At 71.8% G+C, this 17,655-nt stretch carries 13 protein-coding genes and 1 pseudogene; 4 read left to right on the forward strand and 10 right to left on the reverse strand.

Translation table 11 applies throughout. From position 1 onward, the window contains the following. Positions 1 to 146: 146 nt before the first annotated feature. Entirely contained in the window at positions 147 to 1,187 is a 1,041-nt protein-coding gene (locus ACFU3E_RS31225) for a vWA domain-containing protein (protein ID WP_384165726.1), read from the forward strand. 167 nt (positions 1,188 to 1,354) lie between these two features. Here ACFU3E_RS31225 and ACFU3E_RS31230 read toward each other — a convergent pair whose 3' ends face one another. Together ACFU3E_RS31230 and ACFU3E_RS31235 are read right to left on the reverse strand one after the other, a co-directional pair. Beyond that, positions 1,355 to 2,419, reverse strand: coding sequence for an enoyl-CoA hydratase/isomerase family protein (locus tag ACFU3E_RS31230; protein WP_384165729.1), 1,065 nt, complete (start codon positions 2,417 to 2,419; stop codon positions 1,355 to 1,357). Positions 2,420 to 2,838: 419 nt separating this feature from the next. Then, positions 2,839 to 3,540, reverse strand: a complete 702-nt coding sequence (locus ACFU3E_RS31235) for a 2-phosphosulfolactate phosphatase (protein ID WP_384165768.1) — start codon at positions 3,538 to 3,540, stop codon at positions 2,839 to 2,841. 174 nt (positions 3,541 to 3,714) lie between these two features. Between ACFU3E_RS31235 and ACFU3E_RS31240 the strand changes: the two genes are divergently transcribed. The 3 genes from ACFU3E_RS31240 (at position 3,715) to ACFU3E_RS31250 (ending at position 7,757) form a co-directional block, all read left to right on the forward strand. Continuing rightward, positions 3,715 to 4,137 carry a DUF350 domain-containing protein gene (locus tag ACFU3E_RS31240; protein ID WP_384165732.1) on the forward strand — a complete coding sequence of 141 codons (423 nt, stop codon included), beginning with the start codon at positions 3,715 to 3,717 and terminating at the stop codon, positions 4,135 to 4,137. A 304-nt stretch (positions 4,138 to 4,441) separates the two neighbouring features. Next, positions 4,442 to 6,364, forward strand: a complete 1,923-nt coding sequence (locus tag ACFU3E_RS31245) for a protein-arginine deiminase domain-containing protein (protein ID WP_384165735.1) — start codon at positions 4,442 to 4,444, stop codon at positions 6,362 to 6,364. Between the two features lie 241 nt (positions 6,365 to 6,605). Continuing rightward, positions 6,606 to 7,757, forward strand: coding sequence for a S1 family peptidase (locus ACFU3E_RS31250; protein ID WP_384165738.1), 1,152 nt, complete (start codon positions 6,606 to 6,608; stop codon positions 7,755 to 7,757). Between the two features lie 411 nt (positions 7,758 to 8,168). On the opposite strand, the gene ACFU3E_RS31255 is transcribed toward ACFU3E_RS31250, so the two are convergent. The 8 genes and pseudogenes from ACFU3E_RS31255 to ACFU3E_RS31290 form a co-directional block, all read right to left on the reverse strand. Continuing rightward, a complete protein-coding gene (locus ACFU3E_RS31255) occupies positions 8,169 to 9,461 on the reverse strand; it encodes an ABC transporter substrate-binding protein (protein ID WP_384165741.1) in 1,293 nt (430 codons plus the stop codon). Beyond that, on the reverse strand, positions 9,458 to 10,597 hold the full coding sequence (locus ACFU3E_RS31260) for a branched-chain amino acid ABC transporter permease (RefSeq protein WP_384165744.1): 1,140 nt from the start codon (positions 10,595 to 10,597) through the stop codon (positions 9,458 to 9,460). The genes ACFU3E_RS31255 and ACFU3E_RS31260 overlap by 4 nt, the downstream gene beginning before the upstream one ends. After that, the gene (locus ACFU3E_RS31265; protein ID WP_384165747.1) at positions 10,590 to 11,486 is read right to left on the reverse strand and encodes a branched-chain amino acid ABC transporter permease; all 897 of its coding nucleotides are present in this window, start codon (positions 11,484 to 11,486) and stop codon (positions 10,590 to 10,592) included. The genes ACFU3E_RS31260 and ACFU3E_RS31265 overlap by 8 nt, the downstream gene beginning before the upstream one ends. Next, positions 11,483 to 12,283 (reverse strand): ABC transporter ATP-binding protein, encoded by an 801-nt coding sequence (locus ACFU3E_RS31270; RefSeq protein ID WP_384165750.1) that lies wholly within the window; start codon positions 12,281 to 12,283, stop codon positions 11,483 to 11,485. Before ACFU3E_RS31270 ends, ACFU3E_RS31265 begins: the two co-directional genes overlap by 4 nt. After that, positions 12,280 to 13,101 (reverse strand): ABC transporter ATP-binding protein, encoded by an 822-nt coding sequence (locus tag ACFU3E_RS31275; protein ID WP_384165752.1) that lies wholly within the window; start codon positions 13,099 to 13,101, stop codon positions 12,280 to 12,282. Before ACFU3E_RS31275 ends, ACFU3E_RS31270 begins: the two co-directional genes overlap by 4 nt. Positions 13,102 to 13,385: 284 nt before the next feature. Further along, complete coding sequence (locus ACFU3E_RS31280; protein WP_384165755.1) at positions 13,386 to 14,663, reverse strand: PucR family transcriptional regulator; 1,278 nt, start codon at positions 14,661 to 14,663, stop codon at positions 13,386 to 13,388. Positions 14,664 to 14,855: 192 nt separating this feature from the next. Beyond that, a pseudogene (locus ACFU3E_RS31285) lies at positions 14,856 to 16,505 on the reverse strand (LuxR C-terminal-related transcriptional regulator); the annotation flags it as partial. Positions 16,506 to 16,830: 325 nt separating this feature from the next. Beyond that, on the reverse strand, positions 16,831 to 17,652 hold the full coding sequence (locus tag ACFU3E_RS31290; RefSeq protein ID WP_384165771.1) for an alpha/beta hydrolase: 822 nt from the start codon (positions 17,650 to 17,652) through the stop codon (positions 16,831 to 16,833). Positions 17,653 to 17,655: the final 3 nt, after the last annotated feature.

The following is a 17,655-nucleotide window of genomic DNA, read 5'->3' on the forward strand; positions in this document are numbered from 1 at the left end:
GCCTGCCGGCTGAGGCCGCGAGCCCCCTCCCCCGGCGGGCCCGCCTCGCGGAACGTACCGGGGTTCGTCGGCGCCGGCAGTCAAGATCGATTGTCAGTGGTGGGTGAGAAGGTAGGAACATCAAGCCGGAACAAGGGGGAGCTGTGATGTCCGGAAGCCAGAATTACATCAATCACGTCGCTCTAGTGCTGGATGCCAGCTCGTCCATGTCGCACCTGAGCCGCAAGGTCGTCGACGTCGCCGACCAGCAGATCGCCTATCTCGCCCGCCGTTCGAGGGAGCTGGACCAGGAAACGCGCGTCACGGTGTACGTCTTCGCCGACAAGGTGGAGTGCGTCATCTACGACAAGGACGTGCTGCGCATGCCGTCGCTGAAGCAGCTGTACCGGACCGGTGGAATGACGGCCCTCCTGGCGGCCGCTCTGAAGTCGCAGCGGGAGCTGGCTCTGACGGCCCAGCTGTACGGCGACCACAGCTTTCTGACGTTCGTGCTGACCGACGGGCAGGAGAACGCGAGCCACCGCTGCCAGGACTCCCCCACCAAGGATCCGCGTCAACTGGTCCAGGCCGTGGCCCAGATGATCGAGACACAGCAGGACAACTGGACACTGGCCGTCCTGGTGCCCGACCAGATGGGCAAGCGCGAGGCCATGCAGTGCGGTTTCCCCAAGGACAACATCGCCATATGGGACGCCACCAGCACGCAGGGCCTGGAGGAGGCCGGGCAGGTCATCCAGCAGGCCACCGAGAATTTCATGATGGGGCGCGCCCAGGGCATCCGGGGATCGCGCGCGGTGTTCTCCACGGGCGCGGAGGCGGTCAACGAAGACACCATCAAGGCAGCCGGCCTCAGCCCGGTCGATCCAGCGAAGTACCAGCTGATCCCGGTCGCTCGCGACGCGGCCATCAGGGAGTGGGTCATCGAATGCGGGCACGCCTACCAAACCGGTGGGGCGTTCTACCAGCTGAGCAAGTCGGAGAAGATCCAGGCGCGAAAGCAGATCGCGGTGCTCGAGAAGAAGACCGACCGCGTGTACACGGGACCCGAAGCCCGCGTCCTGCTCGGGCTGCCCGACACGGAGGTCCGCGTCAAGCCGGACCACAACGACCACTTCACCATCTTCGTGCAGAGCACCAGCGTCAATCGCAAACTCGTGCCCAACACGCGTCTGCTGCTCATGCTCTGACGTTGCGTAGGGCCAGGGGGGCGGGGGCTTCGCCGCTCCCCCCTGGCCCACCCGAACCGGACCAACGGCGCCGGCGACGGGTCACCGCCGGGAGGCCTGCCTGGACGAAGATGCCAGGATCTCGAACCCAGGCCGAGCGAGTTGCCTCGGCGTGACGCCCCCTTTCTTCAGGACATGCGCGGCCGCAGACCGAGTTCACGCTCGTGGAGCGGGGTGAAGAAGCGCTCGACATCGGTGTCGGTGACCTCGGCCAGTGTCTGCGGCGACCAGCGCGGCCTGCGGTCCTTGTCGACGACCTGGGCACGGATTCCCTCCACCAGGTCGGGTAGGTCCAGGGCGGCGCAGGAGACGCGGTACTCCTGGTTCAGAACCAGCTCCAGCCGGCCGAGCTTCCGGGCGCGACGCAGGGAGGCGAGGGTGACCTTGAGGGCGGTCGGCGACCTGGTCAGCAAGGTCTCCGCGGTCTCTTTGGCGGCAGGGGCACCGTGCGCGAGCAGCCGGCGCACGATGTCCTCGACGGTGTCGGCGGCGTAGCAGGCGTCGATCCAGTCGCGCTGAGCGGCGAGGACGCCCTGCGGGGGCGTCCGCACATGGCCGGCCAGGGCCTCCCTCACGGGCAGCTCGGCCAGTGCGTCGAGGAGATCACCCAGTGATGCCGACGGCACGAAGTGGTCGGCGAGCCCGCACAGCAGCGCGTCAGCAGCGCCGATCTGAGCACCGGTCAGAGCGAGGTGGGTGCCCAGTTCCCCGGGGGCCGAGGCGAGCAGGTGAGTGCCGCCCACGTCCGGCACGAAACCGATGCCGGTTTCCGGCATGGCGACCCGGGTCCGCTCGGTCACGACACGAACGCTGCCGTGCGCCGAGACGCCGACACCACCGCCCATCACGATGCCGTCCATCAGGGCGACGTACGGCTTGGGGTAGCGGGCGATGCGGGCGTTGAGGCGGTACTCGTCGCGCCAGAACGCGGCGGAGGCCGTGCCGTCACCGTCGCGGGCGTCGTCGTGGATGGCACGGATGTCACCGCCGGCGCACAGGCCGCGCTCACCCGCGCCCGTGATGACGACGGTGTGCACGGCGGGGATCCGCTCCCACTGGACGAGAGCCTCGTCGATGCGGCGGACCATGGTGTGTGTGAGAGCGTTGAGAGCCCGAGGCCGGTTCAGCGTGATGCGAGCCGCGCTCCCGCTGGTGTGGAGGAGGACGGGTTCGGGTTCCTCGGCTCCACTCACCGGAACCCCTCCCCCGGGCCGTGGGCCACGATGACGCGCATGTCGTGTCGATTCCTTTCCGTTCGGGACGAGGACGCTTCGTCCGCCGCTGCCGGCAACGAACCACCACGCCGCTGCGGACCCTACGGTGCCTGACGGCCTTCCTGGACGACCGGGCGGGGGAGGGCTGGCGCCGCCGTGGACGATCGACGGCTTCACGCCCCTCCACCAGGGCCCGCGAACCACTGCTGTTCACCGCCCCCGTGCCGGGGGCGGTGAACAGGTGGCCGTCACCCGACGCCGCGAAGCCGCCGTCGGCACACCCGGGCCGGCCGCCACCCGCCGCCTGCCCGGACTGCCGTCGCCGGAATGTGCAGCCGATGCGGCAATCCCGACCAGATTCCGGCTCCGGCGCGGCGAGGGGTGGACCTCGCGGGCGATCAGATGGGAGCGTCGCCGGTCAGCGGAGGCACGGCATACGGACGGAGGACCATGAGTGAGTCTTCCAAGGCCGCCGTCATGGCGAAGGGGAACCGGTCGAGCTCGAGACAGAGTGCGACGTCATCCGGATGGGCTCCTTGACGCACCCCCTCAGCCAACTCGGCGGCGGCGCGCGACTCGCCGGCGCGTCGGAGGAACTCGGCTGCTTCCGTCACAGGCTCGGTCGCCCTCCGGGCGATGTACTGAGCGCACGCCAGATCTTCATCGGCTTGCCCGCCCTCGCCCGTGACCACGAACGTGACACTGTCACACTCCCGTGCCCGCAGGAGCCGAGCCGTGGCCTCCGCCACCACAAAGCCGGCGCACAGCACCAGTGGCGCATCTTTGACTGCGAGGGCACCGACCGTCCCTGCCGTGGTCTTCTGCACTACCGTCCGTCCGCCAAGGTCGACAGACCGCAGCAGACCCGGCGAGTTGACGGAGTCGAACCCGGGCGCGGGCGGACCGTCTTTGATCGCCACCCAGTCCGGGTGGCATGCCTTGAGCGCCAGGGCGTCGTCGAGTGACTCAGCGAGAACGATTCTTTCCGCCCCTTGGGCAAAGGCCCAGGCCGCCACGGTGAAGGCGCGCATGACGTCGACCACGACCGCCACGGGCGGGGCTTTGACCAGCTCGGCGATGCCGAGGAAACGAGCGTCCATCCAGCCATGATCGCCCATGACCGGCACGAGGCCCGACGGCCCGAGCATGTACCCAAGGTCGATGATCCACTTGAAGGACCGGGCGCCGTTCAGTGGGCGGTACACGTGCGCTACATTTTGCCTCTTCTTGACCGCGATCACTCATGATCTCTACGCTTCGGAGTTGGCAACCCCATGAGCGACATCGTCAACGGACTCGGGCGGGCTGCTGCTTACGGTGGTCTGGGACTGGTTCTCCTGGTCCTCGGCATCGTCCTCGTCGACGTGCTGACGCCTGGAAAGCTCGGCCGTCAGATCTGGGAGCAGCGTAATCGCAACGCCGCCACGGTCCTCAGCTCCGCGCTGCTCGGTATCGGCGGCATCGTGTTCACGTCCATCTGGACGACGTACGAGGACTTCGGCAAGGGACTGGTTTCGACCGCGGCGTTCGGGCTGCTGGGACTGGTGATGATGGCCGTGGCGTTCTTGGTGGTGGACCTGGTCACACCGGGGCGCCTGGGCGCGACGCTGGTCGAGGAGGAGCCTCATCCCGCGGTCTGGGTGACAGCCTCCTGCAATCTCGCCGTCTCCGCCCTGATTTCGGCGTCCATCGCCTGAACTCCCCTGGCGCTGTCGACGTCCAGCGCCTGAAGCCGTCCCGCCGGCCCGGATCCGTCGCCCCGAGCCTCGGATCAGCCCGTTCACTCGGCAGCCGCAGGGGCGCAGCGCGACCGTCGCAGAGGCCCGTGCCGATCATGGCGCCGTCGGCGGCTTCGTGCGAAGTAACTCCCGCCGCACAGTGAACGCGCGGCCGCCGTCCTTCCTCTTGCATGGCGGAGTCCCCAACTGAGAGGAACATGCTGTGCGTTCACGGAGACGTAGGCGTTCGCGCCTGTACCAGGCCGGGTCGGTGGTCCTGGCCATGGCTGCCGCGGGATCCGTCCTGGCGGGGCCTGCCGGCTCCGCATTCGCGGCCGGGTCGGGCGGGCGCGCCGATCTGCGGGCGGATGTGAACCGCGACGGGCGGGTCGACGTCACCGGTGGCAGCGACGAGCGCGGAGAGGACAGCTGGTCCGTCGGGCGTGGGGCCGTGTACCTGCCCAACATCGATGACGACGCCAAGCGGTGCCGGGTGACCGGGCCCGGTGGCGCACCTCTGTCCGATGCCGAGCTGGCCGCCTGCAACGACGGCTCCGACACCAAGGTCAACGGAGCTGAGGACGCCGCCGACCTCGCCCGGGTCCGCTCCGTTCCCCTGCCGGGCCTCCCGGCGAACGCCATGGGCAGCCTGAAGATCGCCTCGGGAGGCAAGCACGCGCACCTCTTCCTCAAGCGTTCCGGCAAGTGGATCCTGGTGACGTCCGGGATCCGGCTGACGGCCGCCGAGTTGCGCTCCGGTGTGGAGTTCGGTGTCGAGGCCACCGACGTCGTCCGGGACACTGCCACATGGGACGGCCGTGCGGTGGTCCGGTTGACGGTGACGACCGGGCAGAAGTCCACCTCCGACGCTGTGACCCTGCGTGTCGCACCGCTGCTGACCCAGCATCACCTTCAGGACACCCAGCAGGTGATGGTGTCCAAGGTCCAGGGTGAGGGCCCGGACAGCCGCCTTCAGCGGGAGTTCGTCACCGCCCTGGAGAGGGAAGTCAGGAAGGCGGGAGTCACCACGCCGCTGGTCACCTTCGAGATGTACGCCGACCGTTGGGCCCAGGACTTCGTCGAACCGGCCTACGTCAGCATGACCGGGCCGGGCGGTCAGCGGCAGGTGATGCGTGTGATGCTGCGCTCCGCGCAGCCCCACCGGGACGCGGGCCGGGAGCTGTTCGAGAGGGTGCGCGGCCGGGACGTCGGTGTCGTGCAGGTGACCGACCGGGCGGAGCCCGACGACTGGTCACTCAACTCCATGGGCAACCTGGAGACCATCCCGCCCTACGCGCACGGCGGGCGCTCCTTCCCGGCCGGCCGGATCATCATGGGTGAACGCAAGGACAGCGGTGCGCGCCCGTCGAAGGTGATGCGGACGCTGCTCACGTCGCAGGGTTTGCAGGACCCGCTGCTGCTGGACACCTCCTGGCTGGGCGTGGGGCACGTAGACGAGTTCGTGCAGTTCCTGCCCGCCGACACCCCCCGCGGCTGGCGCATCGGCGTCGCCGACCCGCAGGCGGGGCTGCAACTGCTGCGCGACGCCAAGCGCGACGGTCACGGCAGGACGAAGATGTTCTCCGTCCCGGGGCGCAGTGACACTCCAGCGCCGAAGGAGACCATCGACCAGGCGCTCGCCTCCCGCCACCTGGTGGCCGACAACGAGATGGCGGCGCGGCGCATCGCGGCCAACCTGGAGATCCTCAAGCGCGAGACGGGGGTCACCGACGACGAGATCGTGCGGGTGCCCGCGCTGTACACCCGCGACTCGGAGGCTTTGACCACCGACGGACAGGAGGTTCCTGTGCCGCGTCTGACGCGCATGGGCGCCGGCTCCGACCTCGTGGACGGTCTCCGGGACCACGGCCAGCAGAAGTGGCTCGCCGGGAGCCCCTCCTCGCGTACGGCAGCTCCGGCGACGGTGACGACCAGCGCATACGTTCCCGGTGCGGTCAACGGCGTGCTCCTGGGCCGCGACCGCTACCTCGCGCCGCGCCAGTGGGGACCCGTCATCGCCGGCAAGGACGTGTTCACGGAAGCCGTCACCGCCGTCTACCAGCGGGTCGGCCTGAAGGTGTCGTACATCGACGACTGGTACACGTACCACCTCGGGATGGGGGAAGTGCACTGCGGCACCAACACACTGCGCGACGCGACGGCCGCGTGGTGGCAGCGCCCGGTCGTGAACGGCAACGGGGCGTAGACACAGGGTGATCGGGGCCCGTCCACCCGGCGCTGGATCGATCGCTGATCACTTCGGCCAAGGCGTGGGGCGGGCCATGCCGTCGACGGCCCGCCGCCGAGGCTCCGCTCCGGGCCCGTCGTCCGGAGATAGGCATAGACCTTTTCATGATCACGGGCTAGGCTCTGCCGCGCGTATCCCGAGAGCGCTCTCAAGCTCTGCTGTTCCACCCCACCCTGCTGGAACAACGAAGGGGCATCCCTTGAGACGCACCACCACCCTGCGCACCGGACTGTCCGCACTCCTCCTCCTCGGCACCTGGGCTGCCGCGGGCACCCTGCCGGCCTCCGCCGCGGACACTCCCGCACACTCCGCCGGTGCACCGGCCTCCCCCGAGCTCCTCTCCGCGATGCAGCGCGACCTCGGACTGAGCCGGGACGCCGCCGCAGCGCGCCTGGCCGCGGAGAAGACCGCGACAGCCGTGGAACGCAAGGCGCGACGTGCCGCCGGATCGGCCTACGGCGGCTCCTGGTTCGACGCCCGCACCGGCAAACTCACCGTTGCCGTCACCCGGGCCGCGCGAGCCGACGCCATACGCGCGACCGGTGCGGCCGTGCACCTCGTGCGGTACAACGCGCGGCACCTCGACGCGGCCAGGAAGAGCATCGACGCGCTGCCCGCGCCCACCGGCGTCGGGAGTTGGCACGTGGATCCGAAGGCCAACAAGGTCGTCGTGAACATCGTCGCCGCGCACCGGGACGACAACGATGTCCGTGCCTTTCTCGCCCGGGCCCGTCAGGCCGGTCCCGTCACCGTGCGGCAGACCCCCGCCGCACCGCGTACCTTCGCCGCCGGCACCGTGGGTGGCGATCCCTACTACACCGGCAACGTCCGCTGCTCCATCGGCTTCTCGGTGCACGGCGGCTTCGTCACCGCCGGCCACTGCGGCTCGCCGAGCGGGGCGGTGTACGGCTGGGACCGGTCCTACATCGGCAACTTCCAGGGGTCGTCGTTCCCGGGCAACGACTATGCCTGGGTGAACGTCGGCAGCGGCTGGTGGACCGTACCGGTGGTGCTCGGCTGGGGCACGATCCCGGACCGGCTCGTCCGCGGCTCCGCCGAGGCCCCGGTGGGTGCCTCCGTCTGCCGTTCCGGTTCCACGACCCACTGGCACTGCGGCACCGTACTGGCGAAGAACGAGACGGTGAACTACAGCCAGGGTGCCGTCCACCAGATGACGAAGACGAACGTCTGCGCCGAGCCCGGTGACTCCGGTGGCTCCTTCATCAGCGGCGACCAGGCCCAGGGTGTCACCTCCGGCGGCTGGGGCAACTGTGGCAGCGGCGGTGAGACCTGGCACCAGCCGGTCAACGAGATCCTCAACCGGTACGGGCTGACGCTGCACACAGCCTGACCGCTCATCAGCACGCCGAGCGGGCCCCGGCGCGGAACGGCCGCCGGAGCCCGCTCGGACCGCCCTCCTCCTCGGACCTCGAGGATCACCGGACCAGATGGCCGCCCGGCGCCGGGTGTTGCCGGCTCACGGCTGCGGGGTCGGCTGTACTGCTGGTCGGTGACGGACTCCGACCACCGGGGGCTCGGGGCCCGCTGGTGAGGGACCGGATGGGTTCACCGCTCCGGTGGACGAGTTCACCGGAGCCTCGGCAAGCTCCGGGAACTGCACGCGTCGCAACGGGATCGATCGGCTCGGCCACGGCCACGGGTCACCTGACACCCACGGAGCGGACGGCCTGCCGGAACGGCACGGCTCCGCCAACTCCGGCCGGGTGGAACAGTGTTCAGCTCCGCTGCTCGGGCCCCGGCGTCACCGGGTTCGAGAGGCGAGGTACTGCTCGACGCCTGGCGCGGTGTGGGCGTCTTCCACGTTCACCGCGGCTCCGACCGCCTTGGCGTCCGGCTTGTGCACGTAGGCCGACGTGCTCGCGGGCTGTGACTTGTCGGAGAAGTTCTGTGCGGTGCCGAGGCCGACGTCGACGCCGGACTGGGAGCGGTGGGCTTTGATCACGTCCTCGCGGGCCAGGCTGCCGCTCTCGCAGGCCTTCTCCAGGTCGCGGCCCATCAACCGGGCGGCGTTGTAGCCGGAGAGCACGCCTGAGTCGACGAGGGAGTCCGGGTGCTTCTTCTTGTAGGAGGCGACCATTTTGCGTACGCCGGCCAGGTCGGAGCTGACCGCGGGCGCGGCGCTGACCACGTTCAGCATGGCCGCCAGGGCGGGGGCGGCCGGTGTCTTCATCAGTTGCGGGGCATAGCCGGGGGCACTGCTGACGACGGGCACCTTCAGGCCCCGGGAGGCCGCGACCCCGACCAGTGAGGCCGTCTGGGCCGGTCCGGCGCTGATCAGGATCGCCTTGACGCCCTCCTTGCGCAGCGCCGAGACCTGCGCGGACAAGTCGGTGTCCGTCGCCTTGATCTTCTGGCCGGCGATCTTCAGGCCGGCCTTCTTCGCGGCCCATCGCGAGCCTTCGAACGCGTTCGCGCCGTAGTCGCCCTCGAAGTAGACGTGGCCGATCGTGTCGCCCTTCGCCAGCCCCTTGGTGCGGGTGAGGAAGTCGACGGCCGCGATCATGTCGATGTCGTAGGTGGTCCCCAGGACCTGGACCGCGTCGCGGTCGAGCAGAGAGGCGGCCCATGCCTGCGGGAAGGTGAGCACCTCGTCCCGCTCGATGTCGTCGAGCAGGGCGGCCATCACGGGCGAACCGATGACCTGGGGCAGCGCTACCACGTCCGCGGAGAGGTCGGCGTAGGCGGTGACGGCCTTCTGGACGTCGTAGCCGTGGTCCTTGACGACGATCTCGATGCGCCGGTCGCAGATGCCGCCGCGGGCGTTGACCTCGTCCGCCCACATCTGCTGGGCCTGCACGATGCTCTTGCCGAGGGTCGCGTAGGGGCCGGTGAGGTCCGTCAGGGCGCCCAGCTTGATGGCCTTGTCGGTCACCCCGGGTCCGGTCTTGACGCCGTCGGCGCCGTCGTCGGTGCTCCCCGAGGAGCCGGCCTTGGAGCTGCATCCGGTACCCACGAGCAGCAGGGCCGCGAGGCCCGCGGCCAGGAGCGTCTTGGTGCGTGTGGCGCGGTGCGTGTGGTGGTGCGTGAACTTCACGGGGTGGGCTCCTTGGCTCGTGCGGCCGACGTGGGCGGTCGGGACGGGGAGGTGGTGTTCGTGGGCGGTGGGGCGGCCCGGCGGCTGCGCAGGCGTGCGCGCAGGCGGCGGACCAGGCCGTGCAGGCCGTCGGGGGCGAAGAGGAGGATGAGGACGATCGCCGCGCCGTAGAGGTAGCGGGCGGCCTCGGTGGGGCCGACCGAGCCGTCGGTCGTGCCGGGGGCGGCCACCAGGGGGAGCTGGTCGGCGTAGCGGGTCATCAGCAGGGGCAGGGCGGTGACGAAGACGGCGCCGGCGGTGGCTCCGGCCACCGATCCCAGCCCGCCGATGACGATCATGGCGAGGTAGTCGACCGACAGCACGAGGCCGAAGTAGTCGGGCACCACGCGGCGGAAGGAGAGGGCGAGCATCACCCCGGCCAGGCCCGCGTACATCGACGAGACGACGAAGGCCGCCGAGCGGTAGCGGGAGACGTGCACGCCCATCACCGCGGCCGCGGTCTCGCTGTCACGCAGCGCCACCAGGGCGCGCCCGGGACGGCCCCGGAGCAGCCCGCGGGCGGTGATCCAGGTGACGGCGAACAGCGCGAGTCCCAGGTACCAGAGCCGTTCCTCGGCGCCGAACGGCACGCCCAGCAGGGTCAGTTCGGAGTCCGCGGAGAAGGAGAAGCCGCCCAGGTCCAGCGGCGGCACCGAACGGCCGTTGAATCCGCCCGTGACGGAGTCCGCGGTCAGCAGGACGTGGTGCCCGAGGAAGACCAGGGCCAGGGTGGCGACGCCCAGGTAGATGCCGCGCACCCGGCCGGCGACTGGACTGAACAGCCCGCCGGCCGCCCCGGCGAGCAGGACCGCCAGCACGGCGGCCACGGCGGTGGGCAGGCCGGGGCCGGGCTCGCCTGCCAGCCATACGTAGCCGTAGGCGCCCACGGCCAGGAAGAAGGCGTGACCGAGGGAGAGTTGACCCGCCGTGCCGGACAGCAGGCCGAGGCCCACCGCGCCCACGGCCGCCGCCATCGAGAACAGACCGACGCGCAGCCAGAACGCGTCGAGATAGAAGGGCAGCGCGCACAGGACGAGGACGGCCGCCGAGATCCAGCTCACGCGGACGGCGCGGGTACGGGAGAGTCGCTCAGACACGGACCGCCGCCTTTCCGCCGAACAGCCCGGTGGGCCGCACCAGCAGCACCAGCACCATCACCGCGTAGGGAGCGACGTCGCCGAAGCCCTCGCCCAGGACGTGCAGGTCGGACTGGTAGCCCGCCACGAGTGCCTCGGTCATGCCGATCAGCAGGCTGCCCGCGAGGGCTCCGGGCGGCGAGGCCATCCCGCCGAGGATCGCCGCGGGGAACGCCTTCAGGGCGATCTGCCCGGTGGTGCGCTCCAGGCCGGGTGCGGGGAACGCGGCGAGGAAGACCGCCGCCAGGGCGGCCAGCCCTCCGGCCAGGCACCAGGCCAGCGTGCGGACCCGCACCAGCCGTACGCCCATCAGGGAGGCCGCCTCGACGTCCTCGGCGGAGGCGCGCAGCGACAGGCCCCAGGAGGTGTAGCGGAACAGGGCGAAGACCACGGTGATGACCACGGCGGAGACCACGATCGCGGCGATCCGGCTGTCCGCGACGGTCACCGGACCCAGCCCGCTGACCGCATCGCCCCAGGGGTCGCCGAGCGAGAGCAGGTCGCCGCCGATGCGCCGCGACAGGTCGGTGAGGATGAGGATGTCGACGCCGATGGTGACGATGGTCTGTACATGGGCGGTGTGCGGGTCCGGCCCACCGGCCTGGAGCAGGAAGCGGTCCATGGCTCCGGCCACGGCCGCCGTCACCAGGACGGACACCGCGAGTGCCGCGGCGAAGCCGAGGTCGTCGTGGAGTACGGCGGTGAGGTAGCCGCCGAGCAGGAGCAGGGAGCCGTGGGCGAAGTTCATGACGCCGGAGGCCTTGAAGATGATGACGAAGCCGAGGGCGACGAGGGCGTAGACCGCGCCCAGGGCGAGACCGTTGAAGACGGTGTCCAGGAGGGTGGTCATGCCGCGTCCTCCTGTTCGGCGCCGGTGCCGAGGTAGGCGCGCAGCACCTCGGGGTCGTTGCGGACCTCGTCCGGCGTGCCGTGCGCGATGGCGCGGCCGAAGTCGAGGACGGTGACCTCGTCGGCGAGCCGCATCACCAGTCCCATGTCGTGCTCCACCAGCACGACGGACAGGCCGAGTTCGGCTCGTACGGTGTGCACGACCTCGACCGTGCGGGCCCGTTCGGCCGCGTTCATCCCGGCGACCGGCTCGTCCAGAAGCAGGACGCTGGGCTCCAGGCAGAGGGCACGGGCGAACTCCACGCGCTTGCGGTCGCCGTAGGAGAGCAGGGCGACGGGGTGATCGAAGAGCTGTGCGAGACCGGTGAGTTCGGCGATCTCGCGGGCCCGGGCGAGGTGTGCGCGCTGTTCGCGCCGTACGTGCGGCAGGCGCAGGGCGCTGGCGGCGAATCCGGCCCGGGACAGGGCGTGGCGGCCGAGCATCAGGTTGTCGGCGACCGTGCCCTGGGTGGTGACGATGTTCTGGAAGGTACGGGCAACGCCGAGGGCGGCGATGCGGTGGGACGCCAGCCGGGTCAGGTGGGCGTCGCCGAGCCGTACGGTGCCCGTGGCCGGACGGCACAGGCCCGACAGCACGTTGAAGCAGGTGGACTTGCCCGCTCCGTTGGGTCCGATGAGGGCGTGGACGGAGCCCGGGGCGACGGTGAAGGACACCGCGTCCAGGGCGGTGAGCCCGGCGAACCGGACGGTCACGTCCGTCACGGTGAGTTCGGGCGGTGCGGTGGTGCGGACGGTCACGCGGCTCCCTGCCCCTCGGTGGTCCCGGCTCTCTGCGCGGACTCGGGTCGCTGTTCGGTGCTCTCGCCCAGGTACAGGCGCTTCACGGCGTCCGTGCGGGCGAGTTCGTCGGCGGGCCCGGAGAGCCGGACCTCGCCGACCTCCAGGACGTGGGCGGTGTCGGCGAGCGACAGCGCCATGCCCGCGTTCTGCTCGACGAGCAGGACGGCCGTGCCCTGGGCGTTGATCTCGCGGACGACCTCGGCGATCCGGTGGACCATCTGCGGGGCAAGGCCCAGGGAGGGCTCGTCGAGCAGGAGCAGGCGGGGCGCGGCCATCAGGGCCCGGCCGATGGCGAGCATCTGCTGCTCGCCGCCGGAGAGCAGCCCTGCCGCCTGCCGGGTGCGTTCGGCGAGGCGCGGGAAGAGCGTGAAGACCCGCTCCCGGGCCCCGGCGACCTGGTCCGGGCGGCGCCGCCCGAGGCCGAGGCCGCCTGAGCGCAGGTTCTCGTCGACGGTGAGCCCGGCGAAGACCCGGCGCCCCTCGGGTACCTGGACGACTCCGGCACGCACCGCGGCGACCGGGTCGCGCCCGTCGAGTTCCGTGGCGCCGTAGCGGATACGGCCGGCCGTGACCGCGCCGCGGTGCAGGCGCAGGGTGCCCGACACCGCCCGCAGCAGGGTCGTCTTGCCCGCGCCGTTGGCGCCGAGCAGTGCGACGACCGTGCCGTGCGGGACGGTGAGGGACACGGAGCGAAGGGCGGACAGGGCGCGGCCGTAGGTCACGTCGAGGCCCTCGACGTGCAGGGCGGGCTCTTCGTCCGGTGGTGCTTCGGGCATCACGGCTCCTCGGATCCGTGCCGCCGGGCACGGGTGCTTCGGGGGAAGGGCAGCTCACGACAGCACGGGCACGGGAGGGCGGTACAGGTGTTCGGGCCGGGTGGCTGCGTGGTCCCAATGCGGATCGCCGGGGATTGTGCGGCTGCCCAGGGGCGGGGATGCGGGCGCCGGGGGCCCGGCAGGGGTGCGCGCTGCCACAGGACTCGCCGGGTGGGTGACGGCGCTGCGCCGTGGCACAGCGGCGTACGGGTCGCGCGCCCCGGCCGCGCCGGCGGGAGGTCCGGTCAGCCGCGCAGCAGCCGGCGCGCCGTCAGTGCGAGGCTGATCTCCACCACGTCGTGAGGGCGCGCCAGGGAGCGGCCGATGAGCTGTTCGCAGCGGCGCAGCCGGTTCAGCACGGTGTTGCGGTGGCAGTACAGCCGTTCGCCGGCGCGCTGGGCGGAACCCTCGCAGGCGAACCAGGCGGCCAGGGTGTCCAGCAGTACGTCCCGGTCGGCCGGTTCGAGGCGGAGCAGGGGTCCGAGCACGCATTCGGTGAGGGTCGCGCCGAGTTCCGGGCAGGAGACGACCAGCGCCTCGGGCAGGTGCTCGGTGAGCCGGACCGTGCCGCCCTCGGGCGGGCAGATCCTCAGGGCCAGGTCGGCCAGGCGCCGGGCGTCGCCGACGGCGGCGAGTCCCGTCACGGTGCTGCCGACGCCGATCCGGCATCCGGCCGGGCGGTCGTCGGGCAGGGCGGGCGTCGCTGCGCGGTCATGGTCGTCCTCACCGCTCTCCGGGCCCCCCGCGCCGCGGACCAGGACGATGCCGTAGTCCACCTCCACACCTGAGTGCCAGTAGGTGCTTTCGCCGATCTGGGGGTCCTGCGGCCTGCCGCCGGCGACCGCGACGACGACGTACCGGCCGTGCTCCGGCAGGCACAGCCTCTCGGCGGTCTCGGGCAGGTCGGCGATCCGGCTCGTGCCGTCCAGGAGGGCCGCTGCCAGCAGGCGCACCCTGTTCTCGCGCCGCCAGGCAAGCTGCCGCTCGGCCTGCCGGTAGGCGTCAGCCACGAGGGTGCAGTGCTCGTCGACGAAGTTCCACACGTCGGTGGCCACGTGCACGAGAAGCCGGGTGTCCTCGGGTTCCGAGCGGGTGGTCTCCTCGACCAGCCGCTGCCACACCAGGGACCCGCCCAGCCGGAACGCGTGCAGCAGGGCGTCGAGCGGCAGCCCCTGCTCGGCCCGGGTGACGCCGATCCGCCAGGTGCAGCGGTGGGCGGCCTCGCGGGTGCCGCGCGGGTCGAGCAGGGAGGTCACGCTGTGCCGCAGCGAGCGGTAGACCTCCTGCCAGGTGGCGGCATGGTCGTTCTCCAGCGCGGTCCGGTACGCCGGTTCCTGCTCGCGCAGGACCGCCAGCAGCCGGTCGGTCAGATCCGGCAGGTCGTCGAGCAGGATGCGGGCGGCCCGGTGCAGGACGCGCAGCGCGTCGGCGTCGATCAGCGACCTGATCCGTCGTGACCGTGGCTGCGGAACGGGTGTCGGCCCGGTGCGGAACGTCGTACGTGTGCGTGCGGCAGGATGCATGGCGGTCCTCCCCCGACTTCGGCCTTCCGGCGGCCCCCGGCGCCGTCCGGGCGCAGCGGCGTCCGGCGGGTGCGCTGCCCGTACGGCCGTCGTCACCCGCGTAGTGCTGCTTCGAAGAATGGCATACCGTCCGGTCGGTCCCCAGAGGTGTGCGGCGTCTTCTCCACGCGGCCGCTGGTTTTTTCCGGGGGCTCAGCGGTGTTCTTGGTCGACCATGCGGGCCAGCTCGATCCGGGAGCGCACGCCGAGAGCGGCGAAGACATTGCGCAGGTGGTAGTCGACCGTGCGGGTGCTGACGGCCAGCCGCTGGGCCACCTCCCTGTTGGTGGCGCCCTCGGCCACGTGGCGTGCGATCCGCAGTTGTTGCGGCGTCAGCCGCGAGAGCCCTGCGGCCGGCTCCTTCCCGGGGGCGGCTCCGTTGGCGCGCAGTTCGCCGCGCGTCTGGTCGGCCCAGGCGCCGGCGCCGCAGCGTTCGAAGGCGACCAGAGCGGCTCCGAGCCGGCTGCGGGCCTCCCGCAGCCGACGGCGCCGGCGCAGCCACCGGCCGTACAGGAGCTCGGTGCGGGCCCGCTCGAAGTCGCCGCCCGACTCGTCGTGCCGGGAAAGCGCCCGCAGGTAGAGGGCGTCGGCTTCACGGTCGTCCGCGGCGAGCAGGGCACGGCAGCGCGCGAGCTGGGCCGACGCGTGCGGGTCGGCGCCGAAGGCCGCCCACCGGGCGAGGCCGGCGACGGCCTCCCGGGCTTCCTCCGGCTGCCCGGCGAGCACCGCGGCCTCCACGAAGCAGGGCACGGCGAGCATCCAGACGGCGAAGTGACCGCGCCGGGGGCCGGGTCCGACGAGTGGACCGAGCCGGTCGGCGGCGTCCAGGGGCCGGCCGCGGGCCAGGTCGGCGCGGGCGATGGCCCACTCGGCCAGGGCCGCGGCCTGGGCCAGGCCGTGGCGACGGGCGGTGACCAGGGCGGCCGAGGCGTGTCCGGCGACCGCTGCGGTGTCCCCCTCGATCGAAGCGGCCAGGGCGAGCATCGCGTGGTGGCTCGCCGCGGTGTTGCGATGACCTGCCGTCAGCGCCGCGTGCACGCCCTCCTCCGCGTGGGCGCGTGCCTGCGCGTGGCGGCCGGCGCGCAGTTCGCCGTAGGCCAGGTATTCGAGGGCGCGCGCTTCGGACGCGGCGCACTCCGCGGTGCGGGCGGCCGCCAGGGCACGGGCTCCTGCGGTGCGGGCCGCCTGGACGTCCCCGAGCAGCAGGGCCGCTGCCGCGGCGCGCAGCAGCCGCTCCGGCCGGCCGTCGCGCCGCGCTTGGCACAGTACGCGCCGCAGCGGCTCGGCGGCGTGTTCCGGCCTCCGGGCCAGCAGGGCCCGCATGCCGTCGCGGTAGTCCCGGAAGAAGGGGTCGCGGGCCCACCCCGGCCCGGGGCCGGGCGATCGCGTCCGCGGCTGCCCGCTCTCGGCTGGAGGAACCACGAGGTTCGTGGTGCCGGGCGGTGGCGGGCCGTCGACCTCCCGCACCATCGTCGGGGCTCCGTCCTCGCCGGCCGTCGGGGCGCCGTATGCGTCGGTGGCCGAGGCACCGCCCTCGTCGGCGAAGGCCCTGATCGTGACGGCGTCCGGTGCGGCGTGCCCGTCTGCCGGCCCTGCGGTGTCTGTGCCCTCGAGGGTGGTCAGACAGAGCACGGCGTCGCCCGACGCCCAGGCGGCGTCCACCGCGCAAAGGCGTGCCGCCTCGGCCCTGTCCGGGGCGCCGGCGGCCAGCAGGGACGCGGCCAGCAGCAGGGTCTCGTGCGCGTCGCCGACCGGACCGTCGAACAACTGCCTCGTACCGCGCGCGAGTTCGGCATGACCGCGGCCCTCGGCGGACGACCGGGCGGCGTCCGGGCCGCCGCGGCTCCCTGCGCGAGGGGCCGACCGCCCCTTGCTGCTGTCTCCGGTCATTCCACGGAGGTTACTTGCGCGTAAAGAAGACCGGAAGGCTGACGTCCGCACGCCTCGGCGCGCGAACCCGCGGCCCGCCTGCGCGTTGACCGGCCCGGCCGGTGGACGGATTGTGCCGCGGCCCAACGGCCGCCCGTCTCGTGTGTGCCCCGGCACGACACCGGCGGCGGACGCGTCGCACGCCTCCGCCGCCGGTTCCCGTCGCCGCCGTGGTTTCCGCAGCCCGGGGCGCGGGTTGTCAGGAACCGTGCGGGCAGTTGCCCCGGTACTCCTCGATGGTCAGACTCGGCCGGGGTTGCGGGCACAGGAACTGCTCGTAGCGGGTGTCGTTGTCGATGAACCGCTTGAGCCAGGAAATGCTGTACTTCGCGATCGTCGTGTTCGACGCGTTCGGGGTGAAGTGCGTCGCCGAGTTCAGCTCCAGGTAGCCCCGGTCCAGCGTGGAGGGCAGGCTCGAGTAGAAGGGTTCGGCGTGGGAGGCGACCGGGGCGATGGTGTCTCCGTCGGCTCCGAAGATCAGGGTCGGCGTGGTGACCTCGGGCCAGGTCTTGTCGAGGTTCCACGGGGTCAACGGGATGGCCGCCTGGAGGGCCGGGCGTGACGTGGCGGCCTCCAGGCTGCCGCCGCCGCCCATCGAGTGGCCCATGACGCCGAGGCGAGAGGCGTCGACACGGGTACGCACCGAGCTGCGCTCGGTGAGGTGGTCCAGCGCCGCCAGCAGCTGGCGGCCGCGGGAGTCGGGCTGGTCGAGCGTGGTGAGGGTGTCGATGGTGAACACCACGAAGCCCTGCGAGGCCAGGCGTGGACCGAGCCACGCGATGGACGACTCGTAGGCGGTGTAGCCGGGCGAGATGGCAACCGCGCCGAAGGTGCCGTCGCTCGTGCTCGTCGGGTAGTAGACGGTGCCGCCGCCGAAACCGGTGGCGGACAGCGAGGAGACGGACGTCTGCGACACGGCGTACGGGCCGCGCAGCGCCTCGATGCCGGAGGTGGTGGGGGCCGGGCCGCGCTCGTAGGGGTTGTCCGCGGCGTGGGCCCCCGGGCTGTTCAGGGGGCCCACGCC

This window comes from Streptomyces sp. NPDC057424 (genome assembly GCF_042803315.1).
Lineage (GTDB): Bacteria > Actinomycetota > Actinomycetes > Streptomycetales > Streptomycetaceae > Streptomyces.

What these genes read in the sequence shown, in the direction of transcription:
- ACFU3E_RS31225 (WP_384165726.1), top strand. Translation starts at nt 147, where the DNA reads ATGTCCGGAAGCCAGAATTACATCAATCACGTCGCTCTAGTGCTGGAT.
- ACFU3E_RS31235 (WP_384165768.1), bottom strand. Translation starts at nt 3,540, where the DNA reads ATGGACGCTCGTTTCCTCGGCATCGCCGAGCTGGTCAAAGCCCCGCCC.
- ACFU3E_RS31240 (WP_384165732.1), top strand. Translation starts at nt 3,715, where the DNA reads ATGAGCGACATCGTCAACGGACTCGGGCGGGCTGCTGCTTACGGTGGT.
- ACFU3E_RS31245 (WP_384165735.1), top strand. Translation starts at nt 4,442, where the DNA reads ATGGCTGCCGCGGGATCCGTCCTGGCGGGGCCTGCCGGCTCCGCATTC.
- ACFU3E_RS31265 (WP_384165747.1), bottom strand. Translation starts at nt 11,486, where the DNA reads ATGACCACCCTCCTGGACACCGTCTTCAACGGTCTCGCCCTGGGCGCG.
- ACFU3E_RS31275 (WP_384165752.1), bottom strand. Translation starts at nt 13,101, where the DNA reads ATGCCCGAAGCACCACCGGACGAAGAGCCCGCCCTGCACGTCGAGGGC.
- ACFU3E_RS31280 (WP_384165755.1), bottom strand. Translation starts at nt 14,663, where the DNA reads ATGCATCCTGCCGCACGCACACGTACGACGTTCCGCACCGGGCCGACA.